The sequence below is a fragment of the Streptomyces sp. HUAS MS02 genome, assembly GCF_055702265.1.
Genome location: NZ_CM146747.1, coordinates 7992511 through 8016285 on the forward strand (window position 1 = coordinate 7992511; position 23775 = coordinate 8016285).

A 23775-nucleotide genomic window follows, 5' to 3' on the forward strand; every position below is an offset into this window, starting at 1 on the left:
AGCGAGTGGGCGGACGGGCTCAGGCCGGAGGGTCCCGGGTGTAGTCGGTGACCAGGAGCTGGTCCTTCGCGGGGCCGCCCACCCGCCAGGTCGCCCGCCAGTGGTCCTCGTCGTACACCGCGAACTCGCCCCGGTAGAGGTCGGCGGCGCAGGGGTGGTCCGTGCGCCAGTGGCCCGTGGTGAGATCCAGGTCGTGGAAGGGGCGGCCGTCGGCGAAGCGGACGTCCGCCGTGCCGGGCGCGGCCCCCGGCAGGAAGCGCAGCGTGCGTTCGGCGGGACGCGGGACGCCCTGCCAGACGAAAGTTCCGGTCTCCCGGTGCAGGAGACCGCCGCCGTCCAGCGGGCCGAAAACGGTCGTCCCGGAGAACTGCCCTTCCGCGCCGCTCGCCAGATCCCGCACGGACCGCAGGACCCGCCACTCTCCGCGGAGATACGCCAGCCCATCGGGAACTGGCAGGAAACCGCTCATCCGTCCTTCTTCTCCGAGACTTTCGGTGCCGTGCGACCCGTTGACGGTGTCTTGGTCACCTCCCATCTTGCCGTTCGACTCCCGGTGGAGACTCGGCCGGCCCTTCGAGTCCGCGACCGCCGACTACCGCGCCTACCCCCTCACCTCGTCGGCCGTGGACGGCACCGCGCAGGTCGTGAACGACGTCGGCCGGCTCAACGAGCGCAAACCGCAACTACCTCTCCCCGGGCGCCGGTTCTACCGTCACCATCGCCGGCCACAACACCTACGTCCACGTCGAGGGGCAAGAAGTACGACTTCTCGACATGGGCGCGCGCCGACGGCCGTACGGCGCCGACCGTCACCCTCCAGGACGCCGACGGCACGTTCGCCGAGCCGTTCGGGCCGTTCGGGCCGTTCGCGACGCGGGACGCGAAGACGGGCGACCTGGTCCTCAAGGTCGTCAACGCGCAGGGTGTGGCCGCGCGTGTGGCGATCGACCTCGGCGGTGCGAAGGTGCGCTCCAAGGCGCGCGTGACCCCGCCACGGCCGCGCAGGCCGCGCCGGACGCGGTGGACACGGAGACGGGCCGGGTGCGGGGGCGTGGGTGAGGGCTGGTCGCGCCCACGCGGCGGACTCGCAGATCGACACGTCCCGCGCCCCTGGGACGGGCCTCCGGTCCTGCCCAGGGGTGACGTCTCAGGAGCGGCGGCGGGGCTTTCCGGGCCTGCCGCCGCTCTTGGCGTTCCTGCCGCCGGACGAGCCGCCCCGGGCGGTGCGGGCGGTCGGCTTGCCGGTGCCGGGGCGCTTGGGCTTCTGTTGCGCCTTCTGCTGTGGCTTCTTCTCCTCCGGGGGCTTCGCCCGGCCCCGCGAGCTGTTCACCGTGCGGCCCCGGACGATGCCGATGAAGTCCTCGACCATGTCGGTGGTCGCGTCCTGGGGCCAGGACAGGGCGACACGGGACTCGGGGGCGTCCGTGACGGGCCGGTAGGTGAGGTCCTTGCGGTGGTGGAGCCGGGCCAGCGACTGGGGCACGACGAGCAGTCCGATTCCGGCCGCCACCAGCTCGATCGCGTCCGCCGTGGTGGCGGGACGCTCGAACGCGGGCTCTCCCGGCGGGCGTTCCCAGTCGAGGGTGTCGTCCAGGGGGTGCAGCACGACCTCGTCCGCCAGGTCCTCGGTGGTCACCTCCTCGACCGCCGCGACGACGTGGTCCTTGGGGACCACGACCACCGTGGTCTCGGTGTAGAGGGGGATCGCGCTGAGGTCGGTGTCGTCCACCGGCAGCCGTACGAAACCGGCGTCGGCCCCGCCGTCCCGCAGCACACCGAACGCCTCGGCGGCGGACACCTGGAGGAGGGTCAGGGGGATGTCGGGCAGCCGCTCGTTCCAGATCCGCACCCACTTGGCGGGCGTCACCCCCGGGACGTAGGCGAGCCGGAACGAAGGGAGCGAGGAGGATGCTTCCGAGCCTGTCACGTGACCAGGCTAACGGGCGGGGCGACGGGCCCGGTCCTCGCCGCCGGGCAGCGGGGTCCCCGGCGCGGGCAGTGGTGTGGTCGGGGGCCGCGCAGCGGTGTGGTCGGCGGTCGCGCACGCGCTCGATACCCTTGACCCCATGACGTCGCACCAGACCACCCAGACCATGAAGCCCGCCACCGCGGCGAAGAAGCTGGGTGTGTACCTCCAGGCCACGCCCGCCGAGTTCCAGGAGGGCGTCGTCTCGCGCGCCGAGCTGAGCGCGCTCCAGACGAACCCGCCGGCCTGGCTGGAGGAGCTGCGCCGCAACGGCCCGCACCCCCGCCCGGTCGTCGCCGAGAAGCTGGGCGTCTCCATCGCGGGACTGGCGCGCGGCGGAGTCACCGAGCCCCTCACCACCGAGCAGATCGAGGCGCTGAAGCAGGACAGCCCCGAGTGGCTGCAGAAGGAGCGCGCCACCCAGGCCGAGGTCCGCAAGGAGGGCGCCCGCATCAAGAAGCGCAACGCCGAACGAGCGGCCCAGGCGGACGACCGACGCTAGGTCGCGACGCGGCGGGCGGACGTGGACTGCCGAGGCACCACGACAGCCGCGCGGCGGTGATGCCGGAAGCCGCGCGGCGGTAGTGGAACCAGGCCGCGCGGCGGTGAAGGAACCAGCCCGCGCGGCGGTAAAACCAGGAGCCGTGCGGTGGGGGCCCGGGGCAGGATGCCCCCTGTGGATCCTCTCCTGTGCGGGCTCGCCGGAAATCCGGCGCTGCCGGTCGCGCTGGTCGACCGGCTGATCGCGCTCGCGGACCCCGACATCGACGACGAACTCGCCCGCCGCGACGACCTGGGCCGGGCCCAGGCGATCACGCTGGCTGCGCGGGACGAGGCCAACGGTGTGCTGCTGGCGTACGAGGGCGCGCTGACCGCCGCCGACGTCGATCCCACGGCACAGCCACGCGTGGCCCTCGCCCTGCTGGACGAACGCGTCGGCGACCCCGCGTGGGCCCGCCTCCTCGCCGCGTCCCCGGTCGTCGCTCACCGGGAGCGGCTGGCAGCCTGCCCGGGACTGCCGCCGGATGTGGTGGAGACCCTTGCCGCGGACCCGGACGTCGGGGTCGTCGTGGAGCTGGCCCTGTGGGGCGAGCCGGACGTGGCCGCGCGGCTCGCCCGGCATCCGCACGCCGAGGTCCGCCGCGCGGTGGCGGCCAACGAGGCGACGCCACCGGAGGCGCTGGCCGCACTCGTCGGCGGCGAGGCGCTGCCTCCGGCCCGGCACTGCCTGGTCTGCGACCGGGAGGAGCCGCCGTTCGTACACAGCCCGGACTGCCCGCGGCCCGACTGCGATCTGCGGCCGGGCGCCTCCTGCGACGGCTCCCACGAGTCCACCGCCCTGGACATCCTGCAGGCGGCCCTGGAGAACCCGGCCACACCGGCGGACGCGGTCGCGGGCTTCGCCGACCACCCCTCCATGCTGCTGCGCTGGGCGCTCGCCGCCCGCCCCGGTCTGCCCCCGCAGGCGTACGCGCGGCTCGCCGTGGACCCCACGCCCGGTGCGCGCGCCGACCTCGCCGCGAACCCCGCGATCGACGACACCCTGATCCGCGCGCTGGCCGGCGACAGCTCGCCCGACGTGCGGCGCGCGCTCGCGCACAACCCGCGCGTGCCGCTCGACGTCCTCGCGGAACTGACCGCCACCACCCGGATCGGTGCCACGCCGCTGCCGCGGATCGCCTCCGCCACGACCGCCGAGGTCGAGGAGCTGGCCCGGTCGCCGCACGCCGCCGTACGCGCGCTCCTGGCGCGACGGCGCGATCTGCCGGCCGGTATCCGTGACGCGCTGGCCGACGATCCCGACGCCAAGGTGGTCGCGGCCGTCGCCGCCCACCCCGGTCTCTCCGAGGCCCGGCTGCACGCCATGGTCGACCTGCACAGCGTCCAGGTCCTCACCGGCACGGCGGCCAATCCGGACGCCACCCCGGCCGTCCTGGAGCGCGTGGCCCGGCACCGGCCGCCGGTGCGGAAGGCGCTCCGCGAGATCGCCCGGCACCCTCGGGCGACGGCCCCCGCGCTCCTGCCGTGCCTGGCGGACGAACGGTTCCGGCCCCTCGCCGCCCGCCACCCGGCACTCCCGCCGGAGGTGGTCGTCGAGCTGCTCTCCGACTCCGCCGCCCCGGTGGCGGAAGCCGCGGCCGCCAACCCGTCCCTGCCGCTCGCCGTGATGGAGGAACTGACCAGGAGGGCGACCGACGGGCGGGCCTCCTGAGAGGGAGGGCCCCGTCAGCGAGGTGCCGGGGTGCCGGGGTGGCGGGGTGACGGGTCCGGGGCGATCGCGGCCCGGCGTCAGGACAGCGCGAGAACGCAGAACTCGTGGCCCTCCGGGTCGGCCAGGCACGTCCACGGGACCTCGCCCTGACCGACGTCGAGGTCGGTGGCGCCGAGGGCGCGCAGCCGGGCCACCTCCGCCGCCTTGTCGTCACCGGGGTACGGCAGCAGGTCGAGATGGACACGGTCCGGCACGGGAGCTGTGGCCGGTGTGCGGAGGAACTCCAGGTAGGGGCCGACCCCTTGCGCGGAGCGCAGCACGGCCTGGTCGTCGGTCACCTCATGCACGGCCCAGTCCGTCGCGCCGCCCCAGAACCGAGCCATGGCCCGGGGGTCCGCGCAGTCGACGACCACCGCGGCGATCGGGCCGGTGTCCCGGTAGATCTCCCGGGGCTCCAGCACACAGAACTCGTTGCCCTCGGGGTCGGCGAGGACGGTCCACGGGACGTCGCCCTGACCCACGTCGACGGGCGTCGCGCCGAGAGCCCTGAGCCGCGCGACCAGCTCCGCCCGATGCGCCTCGGAAGCGGTGGCGAGATCGAGATGCGTACGGTTCTTCGTGGCCGTCTTGCCTTCGGGGACGGGAACGACGTCGACGCCTAGCGTGACCGGGTGCGGCCAGACCAGGCCCCCGGCGGGCCCGACATAGGTGGTCACGCCGGGGCTGTAGGCGGTCCAGCCGAGCGCCTCCGCCCAGAACCGTCCGACCGCCCCGGCGTCGAGAGCCTTGATGTTCACTTGAACGGGTCGCAACGCCATGCCGGCGATCTTATGCGCCCGCTCGCGCCGACCCTCGCGCGTGCGCGGAGGCAAGATTGCATAAACGTGCATCGAAACGTATAGTCATGCCATCCAAGAGGAGGGTTCCATGGCGGTACGCGTGGCGGTGGCGGGAGCGAGTGGTTATGCGGGCGGCGAAGTGCTGCGCCTGCTGCTCGCCCACCCCGAGGTCGAGATCGGTGCACTGACCGGCAACTCCAACGCCGGCCAGCGCCTGGGCGCGCTGCAGCCGCACCTGCTGCCGCTGGCCGACCGGGTGCTCCAGGAGACCACCGCCGACGTGCTGACGGGCCACGACGTGGTCTTCCTCGCCCTCCCGCACGGGCAGTCCGCGGCCGTGGCCGAGCAGCTCGGCCCGGAGGTGCTCGTGGTCGACATGGGCGCCGACTTCCGGCTGAAGGACGCCTCCGACTGGGAGAAGTTCTACGGCTCGCCCCACGCCGGCACCTGGCCCTACGGCCTCCCCGAACTACCGGGTGCCCGCGCCGCGCTGGAGGGGTCCAAGCGCATCGCGGTGCCCGGTTGCTACCCCACGGCCGTCACCCTGGCCCTGTTCCCGGCCTACGCGGCGGGCCTCGCCGAGAACGAGGCCGTGATCGTCGCCGCCTCCGGTACCTCCGGCGCGGGCAAGGCGCCCAAGGCGCACCTGCTGGGCAGCGAGGTCATGGGGTCGATGACCCCCTACGGCGTCGGCGGCGGCCACCGGCACACACCCGAGATGATGCAGAACCTCGGCGGTGTCGCGGGCGAGCCGGTCACCGTGTCCTTCACACCGACCCTCGCACCGATGCCGCGCGGCATCCTCGCCACGTGCAGCGCGAAGGCGAGGCCCGGCGTCACCGCCGAGTCCGTGCGCGCCGCGTACGAGAAGGCCTTCGCCGACGAGCCGTTCGTCCACCTGCTCCCCGAGGGGCAGTGGCCCGCGACGGCGTCCGTCTACGGTTCCAACGCCGTAGCGGTGCAGGTCGCGTACGACGAGGCCGCGGGCCGCATCATCGCGATCAGCGCCATCGACAACCTCACCAAGGGCACCGCCGGTGGCGCCCTGCAGAGCATGAACATCGCCCTCGGACTCCACGAGACGACGGGGCTTTCCACGATCGGAGTCGCACCGTGAGCGACGCACGTGCAGCCACCGGGCCGCAGACGACGATGGCCGCACCGCTGCGCCGCACGGGCGACAGTGACATCAGCCGCTTCCGCGGCGGGGCGAACGAGGAGATGCAGTGAGCGTGACGGCAGCCAAGGGATTCACGGCGGCGGGCATCGCCGCCGGGATCAAGGAGAACGGCAACCCGGACCTGGCCCTCGTGGTCAACAACGGGCCCCGCCTCGCCGCCGCGGGCGTCTTCACCTCCAACCGCGTGAAGGCCGCACCGGTCCTCTGGTCCGAGCAGGTCCTCAAGGGCGGCCGGGTCTCGGCCGTCATCCTCAACTCCGGCGGTGCCAACGCCTGTACGGGCCCCAAGGGCTTCCAGGACACGCACGCCACAGCCGAGAAGGTCGCGGAGGTCCTCGCAGGGCACAACGCCGGTGAGGTCGCCGTGGCCTCCACCGGGCTCATCGGCGTCCTGCTGCCGATGGACAAGCTGCTCCCCGGTGTGGAGACCGCCGCCGCGCAGCTCTCCGAGCACGGCGGCGAGAAGGCCGCCATCGCCATCAAGACCACCGACACCGTGCACAAGACGTCCGTCGTCACCAAGGACGGCTGGACCGTCGGCGGCATGGCCAAGGGCGCGGGCATGCTCGCCCCCGGCCTCGCCACCATGCTCGTCGTGCTCACCACCGACGCGGAACTGGAGAGCGACGTCCTCGACAGGGCCCTGCGCGCCGCCACGCGCACGACCTTCGACCGGGTCGACTCCGACGGCTGCATGTCCACCAACGACACCGTCCTCCTGCTCGCCTCCGGCGCCGCCGAAGTCACCCCGGAATACACGGAGTTCGCCGAAGCCGTACGCCAGGTCTGCGACGACCTCGGTCAGCAGCTCATCCGGGACGCCGAGGGCGCCAGCAAGGACATCAAGGTCGAGGTCGTGAACGCGGCGACCGAGGACGACGCCGTCGAGGTGGGCCGCTCCATCGCCCGCAACAACCTCCTCAAGTGCGCCATCCACGGCGAGGACCCCAACTGGGGCCGTGTCCTGTCCGCCATCGGCACCACGTCCGCCGCCTTCGAGCCGGACCACCTCAACGTCGCCATCAACGGCGTCTGGGTCTGCAAGAACGGCGGTGTCGGCGAGGACCGCGACAACGTCGACATGCGCTACCGCGAGGTGCACATCGTCGCCGACCTCGCCGCCGGGTCCGAGACGGCCACGATCTGGACCAACGACCTCACCGCCGACTACGTCCACGAGAACAGCGCGTACTCCTCATGAGCACCACGCGGAAGCACACCGCCCTCCCCAAGGCCCAGATCCTCATCGAAGCGCTGCCCTGGCTGACCCGCCACAACGGCAGGACGGTCGTCATCAAGTTCGGCGGCAACGCCATGATCGACGAGGACCTGAAGGCCGCCTTCGCCCAGGACGTCGTCTTCCTGCGGCACGCCGGCCTCAACGTCGTCGTCGTGCACGGCGGCGGCCCGCAGATCAGCGCCGCCCTCGACCGGCACGGCATCGTCAGCGAGTTCAGGGCCGGTCTGCGCGTCACCACCGAGGACGCCATGGACGTCGTACGCATGGTGCTCGCCGGACAGGTGCAGCGCGAACTGGTCGGGCTGCTCAACCAGCACGGACCGCTCGCCGTCGGACTGACCGGCGAGGACGCGCACACCATCACCGCCACCAAGCACCAGCCCGAGATCGACGGCGAACTGGTCGACATCGGACGGGTGGGCGAGATCACCGCGATCGACACGGGCGCGATCGAGGCACTCCTCGCCGACGGCCGCATCCCGGTCGTCTCCTCGATCGCCCGTAGCCAGGACGACGGACATGTCTACAACGTCAATGCTGATACGGCGGCTGCGGCACTCGCTGCTGCGCTGGGCGCCGAGACCCTCATGGTCCTCACCGACGTCGAGGGCCTCTATGAGGACTGGCCCAACTCCGACGAGGTGATCAGCCGCCTCACCGCTTCCCAGCTGGAGAAGCTGCTGCCGGAGCTGTCCTCCGGCATGGTGCCGAAGATGCAGGGCTGCCTGCACGCCGTCCGGGGCGGCGTCCGGACCGCGCGCGTCATCGACGGCCGGGTCCAGCACTCGATCCTGCTGGAGATCTTCACCGACGAGGGCATCGGCACGATGGTCGTGCCGGATGCGGAAGAGGGGGACGCCGAATGACCGCCAACGAGGAGCTGGCCCAGCGGTGGCGGGGCTCGCTGATGAACAACTACGGCACCCCGAAGCTCTCCCTGGTCCGCGGCGCGGGCACCAGGGTGTGGGACGCCGACGGCAACGAGTACGTCGACTACGTCGGCGGTATCGCGGTCAACGCGCTCGGCCACGCCCACCCGGCGATCGTCGAGGCGGTCAGCACCCAGATCGCCTCCCTCGGCCATGTCTCCAACCTGTTCGTCGCCGAGCCGCCCGTCGCCCTCGCCGAACGGCTCCTGGAGCACTTCGGCCGCGACGGCAAGGTCTTCTTCTGCAACTCGGGCGCCGAGGCCAACGAGGGCGCGTTCAAGATCGGCCGGCTGACCGGGCGGACCCACATGGTCGCCACCGAGGGCGGCTTCCACGGCCGGACCATGGGCGCCCTCGCCCTCACCGGCCAGCCCGGCAAGCAGACCGGCTTCCACCCGCTGCCCGGTGACGTCACCCACGTCCCCTACGGCGACGCGCAGGCCCTCGCCGCGGCCGTGACCGAGGAGACCGCGCTCGTCATCATCGAACCCGTCCAGGGCGAGAAGGGCGTCGTCGTCCCGCCGGCCGGCTATCTGAAGGCCGCGCGGGCCATCACGGCCGCCACCGGCTCGCTGCTGGTCCTCGACGAGGTGCAGACCGGCGTCGGCCGGACCGGGCACTGGTTCGAGTACCAGGCCCACGAGGGCGTCCTGCCGGACGTCGTCACCCTCGCCAAGGGCCTCGGCGGCGGACTGCCGCTCGGCGCGACCGTCGCCTTCGGGCGGGCCGCCGAGCTGCTCCAGCCCGGCCAGCACGGGACCACCTTCGGCGGCAACCCGGTCGCCTGCGCCGCCGGCCTCGCCGTCCTGGAGACCATCCGGGCGGAAGGGCTGCTGGAGAACGTCAAGCGGCAGAGCGAGAAGCTGCGCGACGGGATCGAGTCCCTCGGCGACCCGATGATCGACCATGTCCGTGGCGCGGGCCTCCTGCTGGGTATCGTGCTCACCGAGCCCCTCGCGCCCTTGGCGCAACAGGCCGCTCAGGACGCCGGTTTCCTGGTGAACGCGCCCGCCCCCGATGTCGTACGGCTGATGCCCGCGCTCAACATCGGTGACGCCGAGGTGGACGCCCTCCTCCAGGCCCTGCCCGGCATCCTCGACGCGGCGCGGGCGGCGCACGAAGCCAGTGGGGACGGACGAGCCGGAGAATGAGACGACGATGAGCCAGGCGCAGGAGCACGACCAGGCGGGGCCCGCGGTGCCGCAGACCCGTACCGCCCGCCACCGGCGGATCGTCGACATCCTCAACCGGCAACCGGTGCGGTCGCAGAGCCAGTTGGCGAAGCTGCTGTCCGACGACGGGCTGAACGTCACGCAGGCGACGCTCAGCCGGGACCTGGACGAGCTGAACGCGGTGAAGATCCGCAACACCGACGGCGACCTCATCTACGCGGTGCCGAGCGAGGGGGGTTTCCGGACGCCCCGGGCGCCGCTGGGGGAGTCGGCGAAGGAGGAGCGGATGCGGCGGCTCTCCGCGGAGCTGCTGATCTCCGCCGAGGCCTCCGCGAACCTGGTCGTGCTCCGCACGCCGCCGGGCGCGGCCCAGTTCCTCGCCTCGGCCATCGACCAGGCCGAACTGCACGACATCCTGGGCACGATCGCGGGCGACGACACGTTGCTGCTGATCAGCCGGGATCCGGTGGGGGGCCAGGCGTTGGCCGACCATTTGCTGCGGTTGGCCCAGAACGGGAACGGCCACTGACGGGGGGCGTTGCGGGGGGACGGCGACGGGGAGGGGCGGGAGCCGTCGTGTGCCGACCGCGGGTCCGTCGTGGCCGGTCGCGCAGTTCCCCGCGCCCCTGAAAGGACGGGCTGCGCCCGCCTTTCGGACCCGCCCGCCCCACCTCTGCTCAGCCCAGGCGCGCTGCCAACCCTCTCGTGCAGCGGACCTCGTCCCCCGCCGTGATCAGCAGCGCTTCCGCGTCGTCGAGGGACTCCAGCCACGCCAGGCCCTCCCGCGAGCCCATCGCGAACGCCGCCGTGGCCCAGCAGTCCGCCCAGGTGAGGCTGGGGGCCACGACCGTCACCGAGACCAGGTCGGTCACGGCGGACTTGCCCGTGCGGGGGTCGACGATATGCGCGCCCCGCTCCGCCGTACCGGACGTGGCGACGGCCAGGCGATCCGCACCGGCGGCCGTGACGACCGCGGCCAGCCCCCCGGGCCGGAGCGGATCGGCGACGCCCACGCGCCACGGCCGGTCAGGTCCGGGGACACCGCACAGCTGCACGTCGCCGCCCCCGTTCACGCTGACCCCGACCGCCCCGGCGTCGACCAGCCGCAGCGCGGCCCGCTCCGTGGCCCACCCCTTCACGAGGCCGGTCGGATCGAAGCGGCCCTCGTACGTCGCGCTGAACCAGCCGTCGCTCACCCGCTCGGCCTCGGCGCACAGTTCGAGCACCTCGGCGACCTCGGCGTCGCACTCCTCGATCGTCACCTCGCCCCGGGCAAGCCGGGAGATCTGGCTGTGCTCGCGATAGGTGCTGAACACCTCGTCCACGGCGTGGAGTCCGGCCACCGCCTCCGCGAGCGCGGCCCGGACCGCCGTGGGCTCACCTCCCCGGATGTCGAAGGAGAAGACGGTGCCCATGATCTCCTCGGCGTGACGCAGCGGGGAGGGCGCGGCGGCCCCGGCGGGTTCGGCCATAGGATCAGCCGGCCTGGTCCAGCGCGGACTGGAGGGACTGCTTGTAGCCACCGCTGGTGTACGTGGCGCCTGAGACAGCATCGATGTCAGCGCTCCCTGCCGAGACGGCGTTCTGGTTGAGCTTGGGGATGGCGGTGCCGCTGATCTGGGTCGAACGGCCGCCGCTGGGCTGCTGCAGCGCCTCGGCGCCTGTGATCTTGCCGTCGGTGACCGTGACACGGACCTGGACCGGGCCGTAGTCCGTCTGGATCGTGGAACCGGTGAGCACCTGGGTGCCCGTCGCCTGCCCGGCCCCGGAGCCCCCGCCGTCCTCGGCGCCGCCACCCGCGTCCGCGGAGCCGCCCGCGTCCTGCGAGCCGCCCGCCTCGACCTCGGACCCGGAGCCCTGCGCGTTGCCGGCCTGATCCAGTGCGGACTGGAGGGATTCCTTGTAGCCGGCGCTGGTGTAGGTGGCGCCCGAGACCGCGTCGATCTCGGCGCTGCCCGCGGCCACGGCCGCCTGGTTGAGCTTCGGCACCGAGTCGTTGGTGATCTGGGTGGAGCGGCCGCCGCTCGGCGCCTGGATCGCCTCGGCACCTGTGATCTTGCCGCCGCTGACCGTGATCCGGACCTGCACCGGCCCGTAGTCGGTCTGCACGGCGGTCCCCGTGAGCACCTGGGCGCCCGAGTCCTGCGCGGTGCCGGCCTGGTCCAGTGCGGACTGGAGGGATTCCTTGTAGCCGGCGCTGGTGTAGGTCGCGCCCGAGACCGCGTCGATCTCGGCGCTGCCGGCCGCCACGGCCGCCTGGTTGAGCTTCGGGATCGCGTCGTTGCTGATCTGGGTGGAGCGGCCGCCGCTGGGCTGCTGCACGGCCTCCGCGCCTGTGATCTTGCCGCCGTTGACGGTGATCCGGACCTGCACCGGCCCGTAGTCGGTCTGGACGGCGGTGCCCGTGAGGGTCTGCGCGCCGGCCGCCACCCCGCCCTGTGCCGAAGGAGCGCCCCCGGCCGCTCCCGCCTGTACCGAACCGGCCGGGTCGGAGGCCGGCTTCAGCGACAGCAGCAGCACGATGCCGGACACGGTGGCGGCGGTGGCGAGCAGGGTCCGCCGGATGGGGTGGCTCTTCTTCATCGCTCCTTCAGCTCCTGAAGTGTGAAGTCTCGCGGGGGAGACCCGTCGGGCGAACCCGCGGGAAACCATGGTCGGAAGTCGGTGTGGGGCAGGTGGTGGCGACCGGCGGTCGGAACGGTCGGTCGGATGGGGATACGCGGCGAGCGGCCCCGCCGCTCACATCTCGAACGACTCGTGGTGGATACGCCGGGTCGGAACACCCGCGCCGCGCAGGGCCTCGTACACGCCCTGGGCGAAACCGGGCGGCCCGCACAGGAACACGTCGTGGCTCTCGATGTCCGGGATCTTGCGGCGCAGCGAGTCCGGGGAGATGTCCGGGCGCTCGCCGTCGGGGCTGTTCACCGCGTACATCAGCCGGGCCCCGCGCTCCTCGGCGATCAGCGCCAGTTCGTCCCACAGGGCCAGGTCCTGGGTGGTGTTGGCCCGGTAGAGCAGGGTCAGGTCACCGGCCGCGCCGGGCAGCGTCTCGAACAGGGCCCGCATCGGCGTGATGCCCACACCGCCGGCCACCAGCAGCACCTTGCCCCGGCTGCGCTTGCCGGCCGTCAGCGCCCCGTACGGGCCCTCGGCCCACACCCGGGTACCGGGCTCCAGGTCGCGCAGGGCCGAGCTGTGGTCGCCGATCGCCTTGACCGTGATCCGCAGCATGTTGGGGCGGGGCGCCGCCGACAGCGAGTACGGGTGGGAGCTGAACCGCATGCCGGGGGCGAGGAACCGCCAGCGGAAGAACTGCCCGGCCTCCGCGCCCATCCGGTGCAGCTTGCGCCCGCTCATCAGGACGGAGACGATCCCGGGCGACTCCTCGATGACCGCCTCGACCCGCAGCCGATGCCGCATGTTGAGCCGGATCGGTGTGATGATCCGGTACCACAGCACCAGCGCCGTCACCGACCCGTACAGCGCGTACCAGCCGGTCTTCGCGGCGGGTGTGACGGCGAACTCGTTGCCGGTGGAGATCTGGTGCCAGAACGTCAGGAACGTGGCCGCGTAGGTCAGCAGGTGCGTGTGGTACCAGAAGTCGTACGGGATCCGCTTGCGCACCGGGCCGATCGACATCAGCCCGATGAGTACCAGCAGCCCCGTGCCGATGGCGGCCTTGCCCATGTCGGGCAGCTGGTTGATGGAGTCGATGGTCTGCTGCAGGATCGCGGTGTGGGTGAGACCGGCCTGCAGCGCGTACCCGTACATCGTCAGGACGACGTGCGCGACGACCAGGCAGAGCGTGTAGCGGCCGGTCATCGCGTGCCAGCGGGCGACCCGGTCGGAGCCCACCCGGCGTTCCAGCGCGGGCACCCGGGCCATCTGGAGCACCACCAGGGCCATCATGTAGCCGCCGAGCAGACCGGTGATCCGCCCGGCGTTGACCATCTTGCTGCCCTGGTCCGCGATGGACGGCGTGTTGTCCCACCACAGCCACACCACCGCGGCCACGCCCGCATAGAAAACGATCAGCAGCGGGACGGCGGGGGAGCGGCGAGGTCGGATGCGGCGCATCGTCTGGCGGCGCGCGGCGCGACCTCCGGCGATCGTGGACACGGTTCCTCCGTGGTGGGCTGGACCCTTGGCCCACACGTACGTGCTGCGAGTGCCGTGTGTTCAACCGTGTGAACAACTGTCTTGCGGAACGATCGCTACCGCAGGGCGCGCCCGCGTCCCCTGCCGTCAGGCGACGGACGGCGGCAGCGGCAGGGGCAGCCCCGGGAGGCCGTCCATGCTGGTCGCGATGTGTTCCTTGGAGTCGAAGTAGGCGCTGAGCGACTCGTCGTCCTCGCGGGCGAAGCGCCGCTCGTGCAGGTCGCGTTCGTCCTCGTACGCCATGAACGGTACGGCGTAGCCGCAGCTGTCGCGTATGTGCTCGGCGCGGACCACGATGATCGCGCGCAGGCCGTGCGGGGTGGGGTCGATGTCGGGGAAGCGGGCGAGGAGTCCGGCGAAGCGCGGGTCGTCGCGGAAGACGGCCTCGCCCGTGCCGTGCACGCGCACGATGCTGGGCGGGCCCTGGAAGGCGCACCACATCAAGGTGATCCGGCCGTTCTCGCGCAGGTGCGCGATCGTCTCCGCGTGGGAGCCGGCGAAGTCCAGGTACGCCACGGTCCGTTCGTCGAGGATGACGAACGAGCCCTTCAGACCCTTGGGGGAGAGATTGATCGTGCCGTCGGCGGACAGGGGCGCCGTGGCGGTGAAGAACAGCGGCTGTGCCTCGATGAACGTCCGCAGGCGGCCGTCGATGCGCTCATAAGTCTTTCCCATGTCTAACGATTATCGACGGAAAAGCTTTGCCTGTCTAAGGAATTGGGGCCGGGAACACGGATTCCGGGTGGACCTCCCAAGGAGATCCACCCGGAATCAGGTCTTCCGTGCCCACCCCGGCCGGCGCGCGGGGCGGACACGGCCCCTGTCGCCCACAAGGGGCGCAGGAGGTCACTCGGTCACTCGCCGAGTGAGGGGGCCCGTCGCGGACGGCTCATCGCGACCGGCCCCTCGCCTCGGGCCCCTCGTGCACCGACGGAGCTCCGGCCCGCCGGCGTGGCGGACCGCCCGCTCGTCCGGACTACTGGTTGAGCTGGCAGGGCGCGAGGGCTTCGAGGCCTTCGGGCTTGGCGGCGGCGCGGCCGATGGCGGTCTCGATGCGGTTGAGCGTCGCGATGCGCTTGTCCTCCAGCGGGCCGAGGATGGCGTTGTTGACGAAGTTCGGGCCGCCCTGGCCGACGGTGTCGATCAGGCGCTGGTTGGCTTCCTGGATCTGGGTGTCGAGGAGGGCGAGGTTGCGGTCGACCTCGGCCTGCGCGGAGGCGGGGATCGCGGGGAGTTCGCCCTCGACCTCGGGGCAGGTGATGGTGCCGGCGGCACCCGCGTCGCCGGCGTCGGCCGCGTCCTCGCCGGCGCCCGCCTCGGCGCCCGCACCGGCCTCGGCCTCCTCGCCGGCTCCGGCTCCGGCGTCGGCCTCCTCACCGGTGTCCGCGGCGCCGCCCTGGTTGAGCTGGCAGGGCGCGAGCGCCTCCAGGCCCTCGGGCTTGGCGGCGGCGCGGCCGATGGCGGTCTCGATGCGGTTGAGCGTCGCGATGCGCTTGTCCTCCAGCGGGCCGAGGATGGCGTTGTTGACGAAGTTGGCGCCGCCCTGGCCGACGGTGTCGATCAGGCGCTGGTTGGCTTCCTGGATCTGGGTGTCGAGGAGGGCGAGGTTGCGGTCGACCTCGGCCTGCGCGGAGGCGGGGATCGCGGGGAGTTCGCCCTCGACCTCGGGGCAGGTGATGGTGCCGGCGGCACCCGCGTCGCCCGCGTCGGCGGCACCCTCGCCCGCACCGGCCTCGGCTCCGGCGTCGGCCTCCTCACCGGTGTCCGCGGCGCCGCCCTGGTTGAGCTGGCAGGGCGCGAGCGCCTCCAGGCCCTCGGGCTTGGCGGCGGCGCGGCCGATGGCGGTCTCGATGCGGTTGAGCGTCGCGATGCGCTTGTCCTCCAGCGGGCCGAGGATGGCGTTGTTGACGAAGTTGGCGCCGCCCTGGCCGACGGTGTCGATCAGGCGCTGGTTGGCTTCCTGGATCTGGGTGTCGAGGAGGGCGAGGTTGCGGTCGACCTCGGCCTGCGCGGAGGCCGGGATCGCGGGGAGGCTGCCCTCGACGGCCGGGCAGGTGATGGTGCCCGGCGAGGCGTTCCCCGCGGCGTCCTCGTTGTTGGCACCCTCGCCGGCGAGGGCGGAACCCGCGATGACCGCTCCGGAGAGCACGACCGCGGCGGCGCCGCCGATGATCCCTACGCGACGCTTGTTGTACTTCGGAAGAGCCCTGGACATGCGGATGCCTCACTCGGGTCGGGTGTGGTCGGTGTTTACGAACGCGGCGCCTGCGTCCGGTGTGAGTTACGCGAAAGCGGTTTCGTTTGTTCAAAGGTTTCTCGGTGTCCCTCAAACTTCTCTCAGATTGACGATTCATGCAGAGTTCTGCATACTCATGCATGACAGGAACGCGGTAAGCAGTGAACGCAGTAAGCGGAGATCTAGGAGCAACGCGAGTGAGCAGCAACAGCGGTGACGTACGGCTCTGGGGCGCCCGTTTCGCCGACGGACCCGCCGAGGCCCTGGCGAAGCTGTCCGCCTCCGTCCACTTCGACTGGCGGCTGGCCCCGTACGACATCGCGGGCTCCCGCGCCCACGCGCGCGTGCTGCACAAGGCGGGCCTGCTCACCGAGGACGAGCTGTCCCGGATGATCGCGGGCCTGGACCAGCTCGAAGCGGACGTGGCGTCGGGCGAGTTCGTCGGCACGGTCGCCGACGAGGACGTGCACACCGCCCTGGAGCGCGGTCTCCTGGAGCGCCTCGGCCCGGACCTGGGCGGCAAGCTGCGCGCCGGCCGCTCCCGGAACGACCAGGTCGCGACCCTCTTCCGGATGTACCTGCGGGACCACGCCCGCACGATCGGCGGTCTGATCGCCGACCTCCAGGACGCCCTGATCGGCCTGGCGGAGGCCCACCCGGACGTGGCCATGCCCGGCCGTACCCACCTCCAGCACGCCCAGCCGGTCCTCTTCGCCCACCACGTCCTCGCGCACGTCCAGTCCCTCTCCCGGGACGCCGAGCGGCTGCGGCAGTGGGACGAGCGCACGGCGGTCTCCCCGTACGGCTCGGGCGCCCTCGCGGGCAGCAGCCTCGGCCTGGACCCCGAGGCGGTCGCCAAGGACCTGGGCTTCGAGCACGGCAGCTCCGCGAACTCCATCGACGGCACCGCGTCCCGTGACTTCGTCGCCGAGTTCGCCTTCATCACCGCGATGATCGGCGTGAACCTCTCCCGGATCGCCGAGGAGGTCATCATCTGGAACACGAAGGAGTTCTCCTTCGTGACCCTCCACGACGCCTTCTCGACGGGCTCGTCGATCATGCCGCAGAAGAAGAACCCGGACATCGCGGAGCTGGCCCGGGGCAAGTCCGGCCGCCTGATCGGCAACCTGACGGGCCTCATGGCCACGCTCAAGGCGCTGCCCCTCGCCTACAACCGCGACCTCCAGGAGGACAAGGAGCCGGTCTTCGACTCGATCGACCAGCTGGAGGTCCTGCTCCCCGCCTTCACCGGCATGATGGCCACCCTCACTGTCCACCGTGAGCGCATGGAGGAGCTGGCCCCGGCCGGCTTCTCCCTGGCCACCGACGTCGCCGAGTGGCTCGTCAAGCAGGGCGTCCCGTTCCGGGTCGCCCACGAGGTCGCCGGTGAGTGCGTCAAGGCCGCCGAGGCCGAGAACAAGGAACTGAACGACCTGACGGACGACCAGTTCGCCAAGATCTCCGCCCACCTCACCCCCGAGGTCCGCACCGTCCTGAACGTCCCGGGCGCCCTGGCCTCCCGCAACGGCCGCGGAGGCACGGCCCCCAGCGCGGTGGCGATCCAACTGGCGGACATCAAACAGAACGTGACGACCCAGCACGCATGGGCCACAGCCAAGACCGTCAAGTAACCAACGCCCCCCGCGCCCCGCTTTTCGGGGGCGCGGGGAACTGCGCGAAAACCCCCACCGACCCGCACTGACGTCCCACCCCGCACCCCCCCCACCTGGGGTGCAAGCGGGGGAACCTCTCAACGAGCCCACGCCCCGTCCCCCTAGGGGCGCGGGGAACTGCGCGAGAACCCCCACCGAACCCGCACCCATCCACTGGCCCGCTCACCCCGCGCGGAGCGCGATGGGAGTCGAGGGAGCGCAGCCCCCTGGGTGGGGGCACCTCCCGCTCGAGCGAAGCCGAGAGCGGGGGAGGGACGGGTAGGGGCGGCGGGGGCGGAAAACTCCCGGAAGCCCCCGCACCGCACCACGAAGGTCATCACGGGTTACGTTGGCTCAGGAACCGCAAGGAGCCGACCCGAACGGAGCCCGCGATGCCCTTCGCCCGACTGGCCGCAGCCACCACCCCCACCTGCCACATCGGTTTCGGCCTCGCCGCAGTCGCCCGCCCCGGCTACATCAACCTCGGCCGCGACGCCGACCTCGGAGAGACCCGCACCGTCGAGGCCCTCCGCACCCGCACCCACGAACTCCTCGACGCCGCCTACGCCCAGGGCGTCCGCTACTTCGACGCGGCCCGCTCCTACGGCCTCTCCGAGGAGTTCCTTGCCGACTGGCTCCGCACCCGCCCCGGCCTCGACGACGTGGTCATCGGCAGCAAGTGGGGCTACACCTACACCGCCGACTGGACCACCGACGCCGAGCAGCACGAGGTCAAGGACCACAGCCTCCCGACGTACGAGCGGCAGCGCGCCGAGACCGCCGAACTGCTCGGCGACCGGCTCGACCTCTACCAGATCCACTCGGTGACCCCGGACAGCCCGGCCCTCACCGACAAGGAACTCCACGCCAAACTGGCGGAGGCGGCCGCCCAGGGCGTCACCGTCGGCTTCTCCACCAGCGGTCCGGCCCAGGCGGACGCCATCCGCACCGCCCTCACCGTGACCGTCGACGGCGAACCCCTCTTCCGTACCGTCCAGTCGACCTACAACGCCCTGGAGACCTCCGCCGCCCCCGCCCTCGCCGAGGCACACGAGGCCGGTCTGACCGTGATCGTCAAGGAGGGCATGGCCAACGGCCGGCTGGCCGGTCCGCACGCCCCGGACGCCCTCAAGGCCGTCGCCGAGCGGAGCGGCCTCGGCTGCGACGCGGTCGCCCTGGCGGTGGTGCTGCGCCAGCCGTGGGCCGGAGTCGTGCTCTCCGGCGCCGCCACCACCAACCAACTCGCCTCCAACCTGCACGCGGCGGTCGTCGACCTCGACGACGACCAGCTGACCCGCCTCGCGGACCTCGCCGAGGACCCGCGGACGTACTGGGAGAAGCGCGGCAGCCTCCCCTGGCACTGACCACGGCGGTTCCGGCGCGGGGAGAGAACCTCTGCACCCACCCACGGCCATGAGACGCTCATGCCCGCAGTGAGACACGAATGTCTCACGTGGGCTATGGTTGTCTCATGGCCGTCGATCGTGAACACGTGCTGCGCAGCGCAGCCGCCCTGCTGACCCGCAAGTCCACCGCGACCATGGACGAGGTCGCCAGGGCCGCCGGGATCAGCCGGGCCACCCTGCACCGCCACTTCGCCGGACGCGACGCGCTCGTACGGGCGCTGGAGGCGCTCGGCATCGAGGAGTGCGAGGCCGCGCTGGACGCGGCGCGCCCCGACGAGGGCCCGGCGCGCGACGCCGTACGCCGGCTCGTGCGCGAGATCGAACCCGCCGCGGGCCTGCTCGCCTTCCTCTACACCGAGAACCAGCTGTTCGAGGGGGAGGGGCAGCACGAGGGCTGGGCCCGGATCGACGACCGTGTCGCGGCCCTCTTCAAACGCGGCCAGGCGGCCGGCGAGTTCCGCATCGACCTCACACCGGCCTGGCTCACCGAGGCGCTCTACGGCCTGCTGGCCTCCGGTGCCTGGGCGGTCTCAGAAGGCCGCGTGGCCGCCAACGACTTCACTTTCATGATCACCGAGCTGCTGCTCGGCGGCGCCCTGCGTCACCCCGAACAACCGAGAGAGGAATCATGACCAGCACCCTGCGGCCGGCCCGCACCGTCGAGGCGGAGAAGAGGCCGGGCCGCTGGCTCGCGCTCGCCGTCCTGGTGCTCGCCGTGCTGCTGGTGGCCGTCGACGCGACCGTCCTCGGTCTCGCGACCCCCTACATCAGCGAGGACCTGAAGCCCTCGGGCACCCAGCTCCTGTGGATCGGCGACATCTACTCGTTCGTCATCGCGGGCCTGCTCGTCTCGGCGGGCAGCCTCGGCGACCGCATCGGCCGCAAGAAGCTGCTGCTCATCGGCGCCACGGCGTTCGGCGCGATATCCGTGCTCAACGCGTACGCGACGACACCCGAGATGATGATCGTCGCGCGGGCGCTGCTCGGAGTCGCGGGCGCGACGCTGATGCCCGCCACCCTGGCCCTGATCCGCAACCTCTTCCACGACCCGCGCGAGCGCAGCCTCGCCATCGGTGTCTGGGGTGCCACGGCCTCCGCCGGTACGGCCGTCGGACCGGTCGTCGGCGGTTTCCTGCTCGAACACTTCTGGTGGGGCTCGGTCTTCCTCATCAATCTGCCTGTTATGGCCGTGCTCGTCCTCGTCGGCATCAAGCTGCTCCCCGAGTCCCGCCACCCGAACCCCGGCCCGTGGGACGTGCTCAGCGTCGGCCTGTCGCTGGTCGGCATGATCGGTGTCGTGTACGCGGTGAAGGAGACCGCCACCCACGGCGTCGACGGCATCGCGCTCGCCGCCGGCCTCTTCGGTGTCGCCGGGCTGTTCTTCTTCGTGCGCCGTCAGCTCACGCTGCCGCACCCGCTGCTGGACATGCGCCTGTTCCGCAACCAGGGCTTCTCCGGGGCCGTCCTCGCCGACCTGCTGACCATCCTCGGCCTGTCCGGGCTGGTCTTCTTCCTCTCCCAGTTCCTGCAACTGGTCCAGGGCCGGGGCCCGTTGGAGGCGGGTCTCGCCGAGCTCCCGGCGGCGATCGGAGCGGTGGCCGCGGGCCTGGTCGCCGGAGCGGCGGCCCGCCGGTTCTCCGTCCGCTCCGTGGTGGCGGGGGGCCTCGCGGCCATCGGTCTGGCCCTCGCGCTGCTCACCCTGGCCGACCGCTCCACCGGCTACCCGCTGATCGGCTTCGCCCTGCTGGTCGTCGGCATCGGTGCCGGCTTCTCCTTCACCGTCACCGCCGACGTCATCCTCTCCAGCGTCCCCAAGGAGCAGGCGGGCTCGGCCTCGGCGGTCTCCGAGACGGCGTACGAGCTGGGCGCGGCCCTGGGCATCGCGGTCCTGGGCTCGATCGTGACAGGCGTCTACCGAGGCTTCCCGGCGCCCGCGGGCACTCCGGAAGGTGCGCACGAGTCATTGGGCGGCGCGGTCGAGGCGGCGGCGGGAATGCCGTCGGACAAGGCGGAGGCCCTGCTGTCCTCCGCGAGGGACTCCTTCGTGGACGGCCTCACGATCGCGTCGGGCGCGGGCGCTGCGGTCCTCCTGACCACAGCGGTGGCAGCGTGGTTCATGCTGCGCAACCAACACCTGGAAAACCCCGCCTGACACCAGCACCCCCAGGGGCGTGGGGAACGGCGCGAGAAGCCCCCACCAACCGGCACTCGACAACCGACCGCAGTTCCCGGCACCCCCGGATCCTGGAGAGCCCCGCTCAGGGATGGCAAGGGGCGCGGGGAACTGCGCGACCAGCCCCCCCCGACCGCACTGGACCAACGACCGAAGCCCCCCGGCACCGGAGCTACCAGCGCCTAGTGAGCCCCGCCCAGGAGCAGCAGCCCCAGGGGCGCGGGGAACTGCGCGACCAGCCCCCACCGACCCGCACTGGACCAACGACCGAAGCCCCCGGCACCCCCGGCGGAGCTAAGCCGCTTCCTTGGCCTTGGACGCGTACATGTCCACATACTCCTGCCCCGACAACCGCATGACCTCGGCCATCACAGAGTCGGTCACCGCCCGCAGCACATACCGGTCCCGGTCCATCCCCTCGTACCGAGAGAACTCCATCGCCTCACCGAAGCGCACGGTGACCCGCCCGGGGCGCGGCAACCCCGCCCCGCCCGGCTGGAGCTTGTCCGTCCCGATCATCGCGAAGGGAACCACCGGCGCCCCGGTCATCAGCGTCAGCCGCGCGATCCCGGTCCGTCCCCGGTACAGCCGGCCGTCGGGCGACCGCGTCCCCTCGGGGTAGATGCCGAACACCTTGCCCTCGTCCAGGATCCGCCGCCCGGTCATCAGGGCGGCGACCCCGCCCCGGCCGCCGTCGCGGTCGACGGGGATCATGCCGACCCCGGTGAAGAACCAGGCCATCAGTCGGCCCTTGATCCCCTTGCCGGTGACGTACTCGTCCTTGCCGATGAAGAAGACCTGCCGGTCGCAGACCAGCGGCAGGACCATCGAATCGATGAAGGTCAGGTGGTTGCCGGCGAGGATCACCGGGCCGTCCCCCGGAATGTGCTCCGCGCCCTCCACCCGGGGGCGGAACATCAGGCGCATGATCGGTCCGAGCACTGCCTTGATGAGCACGAAGCGGGACAACGGGCCCTCCCATGTCAAGCGTTCCGGTACAAGTCTGTGCAGGTGAGGACGATACTCCCGGCCCACGGGGCGGCGCACGTCGGGTTCACCGAGTGGATACCAACTGTTGACGCTGTTTTACCTGCGGTGACGCTGCGGTGGCGGGATGTCACCCGGGTGCGTCGTGTGACGGACATCGCGTCACCCGACCGACACTCCGTCAAATTCCGCCTCCCGTGCGACACAAGGCGTCTTCCGCGTGTTCGGTCGCAGGACTCCCAACGGTCACCTCATGACACCTACGATCGTCCCGCTTTGACAGGTGCAGGGCATCACGGTGGAGGAGCCGGTCATGGGGACGCAGGAGTCGCGGCAGTCGCAGGACGCGAAGGACGCGAACGAACAGGGCCGCACAACGGGCCGACGGGCGCTGCTCGGTGCCGCGGTGCTCTGCGCGGGCGGAGCGGTCCTCGGGCTGCCGGCCGCGGCGAGAGCCGACGAGGCGGCGCCGCAGGCCAAGGCGGCCGGCCACTCGGGCGGCTACCGGAGCCTGCCGGTGCCGACGGTCATCGCGCACCGCGGAGCCAGCGGCTACCGCCCGGAGCACACGCTCGGCTCGTACCAGCTCGCCCTGGACATGGGCGCGCACGTCATCGAGCAGGACCTCGTGCCCACCAAGGACGGCCATCTCGTATGCCGTCACGAGAACGACATCACCGGGACGACCGATGTCGCCGCGCACCCCGAGTTCGCCGACCGAAAGACCACCAAGGTCGTCGACGGCGTCACCTACACCGGCTGGTTCACGGAGGACTTCACCCTCGCCGAGCTGAAGACGCTGCGCGCCAAGGAGCGCATCCCGGGCAACCGCCAGGAGAACACCCTCTACGACGGCCGCTGGGAGATCCCCTCCTTCGAGGAGGTGCTGCGCTGGGCCGAGAAGGAGGGCAGGAAGCGCGGCAGGCGCGTCTGGCTGCACGTCGAGACCAAGCACCCCACCTACTTCCGCAAGCTCGGTCTCGGTCTGGAGGAGCCGCTCGCCAAGCTGCTGCGCAAGTACGACCGGCACCGGAAGAACTCGCCCGTCTTCCTGCAGTCCTTCGAGCCGAGCAGCATCCAGCGGCTGAACCGGCTGGTCGACAGCCCGCTCGTCGTCCTGCTCTCCGGTGCCGCCACCCGCCCCTGGGACTTCGTCGAGGCCGGCGACCCGCGCACCGTCGCCGACCTGGTCAAGCCGGCCGGACTCGCCTGGATCGCCTCGTTCGCCAACGGCATCGGCCCCACCCTCGACCTGATCATCCCGCGCGACTCGGGCGGCAACCTGACCACGCCGACCACCCTCGTCGCCGACGCGCACGCCGAGAAGCTGATCCTGCACCCCTACACGCTGCGCAACGAGAACACCTTCCTGCCCGCCAACTTCCGCAAGGGCACGGACCCCAACGCCTACGGCGACTCCTTCGGCGCGCTCAAGGTGTACTTCGACACCGGTATCGACGGCATCTTCACCGACAACCCGGACACCGGGCTGCTGGCCCACGCGGACTTCGTCGGCGACTGACCGCACGGCACATCGGTTCGAACGTCAACGGTCGAGCCCCGAGCCCCGATTGGGGTGACTCCCGTCCGCCCCGGCAACCCCTGCCGGGGCGGCGGCGTCCCGG

The 23775-nt window shown here is 71.9% G+C and carries 20 protein-coding genes and 2 pseudogenes; 13 read left to right on the plus strand and 9 right to left on the minus strand.

Annotated elements, in window-relative coordinates:
- Nucleotides 1-19: 19 nt before the first annotated feature.
- Entirely contained in the window at nt 20-469 is a 450-nt protein-coding gene (locus tag ACZ9QC_RS34485) for a DUF6314 family protein (protein WP_472916677.1), read from the minus strand.
- 97 nt (nt 470-566) lie between these two features.
- Between ACZ9QC_RS34485 and ACZ9QC_RS34490 the strand changes: the two are divergent.
- Nucleotides 567-841: pseudogene (locus tag ACZ9QC_RS34490) on the plus strand (carbohydrate binding domain-containing protein); the annotation flags it as partial.
- A gap of 306 nt (nt 842-1147) precedes the next feature.
- Here the strand turns inward: ACZ9QC_RS34490 and ACZ9QC_RS34495 are convergent.
- The gene (locus tag ACZ9QC_RS34495; protein ID WP_472916678.1) at nt 1148-1927 is read right to left on the minus strand and encodes a LysR family transcriptional regulator substrate-binding protein; all 780 of its coding nucleotides are present in this window, start codon (nt 1925-1927) and stop codon (nt 1148-1150) included.
- Between the two features lie 139 nt (nt 1928-2066).
- Here ACZ9QC_RS34495 and ACZ9QC_RS34500 point away from each other — a divergent pair, with 139 nt between their 5' ends.
- Nucleotides 2067-2468, plus strand: a complete 402-nt coding sequence (locus tag ACZ9QC_RS34500) for a DUF5997 family protein (RefSeq protein ID WP_215450903.1) — start codon at nt 2067-2069, stop codon at nt 2466-2468.
- A gap of 174 nt (nt 2469-2642) precedes the next feature.
- A complete protein-coding gene (locus ACZ9QC_RS34505) occupies nt 2643-4178 on the plus strand; it encodes a hypothetical protein (protein ID WP_472916679.1) in 1536 nt (511 codons plus the stop codon).
- 77 nt (nt 4179-4255) lie between these two features.
- Here ACZ9QC_RS34505 and ACZ9QC_RS34510 read toward each other — a convergent pair whose 3' ends face one another.
- On the minus strand, nt 4256-4996 hold the full coding sequence (locus tag ACZ9QC_RS34510; RefSeq protein WP_472916680.1) for a VOC family protein: 741 nt from the start codon (nt 4994-4996) through the stop codon (nt 4256-4258).
- Between the two features lie 109 nt (nt 4997-5105).
- Between ACZ9QC_RS34510 and argC the strand changes: the two genes are divergently transcribed.
- From argC to ACZ9QC_RS34535, 5 genes are all read left to right on the plus strand, one after another.
- A complete protein-coding gene (argC, locus tag ACZ9QC_RS34515; protein ID WP_472916681.1) occupies nt 5106-6134 on the plus strand; it encodes an N-acetyl-gamma-glutamyl-phosphate reductase in 1029 nt (342 codons plus the stop codon).
- Between the two features lie 109 nt (nt 6135-6243).
- A complete protein-coding gene (gene argJ / locus ACZ9QC_RS34520) occupies nt 6244-7398 on the plus strand; it encodes a bifunctional glutamate N-acetyltransferase/amino-acid acetyltransferase ArgJ (RefSeq protein WP_472916682.1) in 1155 nt (384 codons plus the stop codon).
- Nucleotides 7395-8303 carry an acetylglutamate kinase gene (gene argB / locus ACZ9QC_RS34525; protein ID WP_472916683.1) on the plus strand — a complete coding sequence of 303 codons (909 nt, stop codon included), beginning with the start codon at nt 7395-7397 and terminating at the stop codon, nt 8301-8303. The genes argJ and argB overlap by 4 nt, the downstream gene beginning before the upstream one ends.
- Nucleotides 8300-9517, plus strand: a complete 1218-nt coding sequence (locus tag ACZ9QC_RS34530; RefSeq protein WP_472916684.1) for an acetylornithine transaminase — start codon at nt 8300-8302, stop codon at nt 9515-9517. Before argB ends, ACZ9QC_RS34530 begins: the two co-directional genes overlap by 4 nt.
- 7 nt (nt 9518-9524) lie before the next feature.
- Nucleotides 9525-10067: an arginine repressor gene (locus ACZ9QC_RS34535; protein WP_472916685.1), complete on the plus strand. Its 543-nt coding sequence runs from the start codon at nt 9525-9527 to the stop codon at nt 10065-10067.
- A 148-nt stretch (nt 10068-10215) separates the two neighbouring features.
- Here the strand turns inward: ACZ9QC_RS34535 and ACZ9QC_RS34540 are convergent, their stop codons facing one another.
- From ACZ9QC_RS34540 to ACZ9QC_RS34560, 5 genes and pseudogenes are all read right to left on the minus strand, one after another.
- Nucleotides 10216-11010 (minus strand): FAD:protein FMN transferase, encoded by a 795-nt coding sequence (locus tag ACZ9QC_RS34540; RefSeq protein ID WP_472916686.1) that lies wholly within the window; start codon nt 11008-11010, stop codon nt 10216-10218.
- A 4-nt stretch (nt 11011-11014) separates the two neighbouring features.
- Complete coding sequence (locus tag ACZ9QC_RS34545; protein ID WP_472916687.1) at nt 11015-12121, minus strand: FMN-binding protein; 1107 nt, start codon at nt 12119-12121, stop codon at nt 11015-11017.
- A 156-nt stretch (nt 12122-12277) separates the two neighbouring features.
- Complete coding sequence (locus ACZ9QC_RS34550; RefSeq protein WP_184898706.1) at nt 12278-13615, minus strand: ferredoxin reductase family protein; 1338 nt, start codon at nt 13613-13615, stop codon at nt 12278-12280.
- Nucleotides 13616-13783: 168 nt separating this feature from the next.
- A complete protein-coding gene (locus ACZ9QC_RS34555; protein WP_472916688.1) occupies nt 13784-14371 on the minus strand; it encodes a pyridoxamine 5'-phosphate oxidase family protein in 588 nt (195 codons plus the stop codon).
- A gap of 721 nt (nt 14372-15092) precedes the next feature.
- Nucleotides 15093-15911, minus strand: a pseudogene (locus ACZ9QC_RS34560) (hypothetical protein); the annotation flags it as partial.
- 218 nt (nt 15912-16129) lie between these two features.
- Here ACZ9QC_RS34560 and argH point away from each other — a divergent pair.
- The 4 genes from argH (at nt 16130) to ACZ9QC_RS34580 (ending at nt 21142) form a co-directional block, all read left to right on the plus strand.
- Entirely contained in the window at nt 16130-17563 is a 1434-nt protein-coding gene (gene argH / locus ACZ9QC_RS34565) for an argininosuccinate lyase (protein ID WP_472916689.1), read from the plus strand.
- A 413-nt stretch (nt 17564-17976) separates the two neighbouring features.
- Nucleotides 17977-18948, plus strand: coding sequence for an aldo/keto reductase (locus ACZ9QC_RS34570; RefSeq protein WP_472916690.1), 972 nt, complete (start codon nt 17977-17979; stop codon nt 18946-18948).
- A gap of 107 nt (nt 18949-19055) precedes the next feature.
- Nucleotides 19056-19622, plus strand: coding sequence for a TetR/AcrR family transcriptional regulator (locus ACZ9QC_RS34575; RefSeq protein WP_472916691.1), 567 nt, complete (start codon nt 19056-19058; stop codon nt 19620-19622).
- On the plus strand, nt 19619-21142 hold the full coding sequence (locus tag ACZ9QC_RS34580; RefSeq protein ID WP_472916692.1) for an MFS transporter: 1524 nt from the start codon (nt 19619-19621) through the stop codon (nt 21140-21142). The genes ACZ9QC_RS34575 and ACZ9QC_RS34580 overlap by 4 nt, the downstream gene beginning before the upstream one ends.
- Before the next feature lie 315 nt (nt 21143-21457).
- Here ACZ9QC_RS34580 and ACZ9QC_RS34585 read toward each other — a convergent pair whose 3' ends face one another.
- Nucleotides 21458-22132 (minus strand): lysophospholipid acyltransferase family protein, encoded by a 675-nt coding sequence (locus ACZ9QC_RS34585; protein ID WP_184896260.1) that lies wholly within the window; start codon nt 22130-22132, stop codon nt 21458-21460.
- Between the two features lie 331 nt (nt 22133-22463).
- On the opposite strand from ACZ9QC_RS34585, the gene ACZ9QC_RS34590 reads away from it, so the two are divergent.
- Entirely contained in the window at nt 22464-23672 is a 1209-nt protein-coding gene (locus tag ACZ9QC_RS34590) for a glycerophosphodiester phosphodiesterase (RefSeq protein WP_472916693.1), read from the plus strand.
- The last annotated feature ends 103 nt before the right edge of the window (nt 23673-23775 follow it).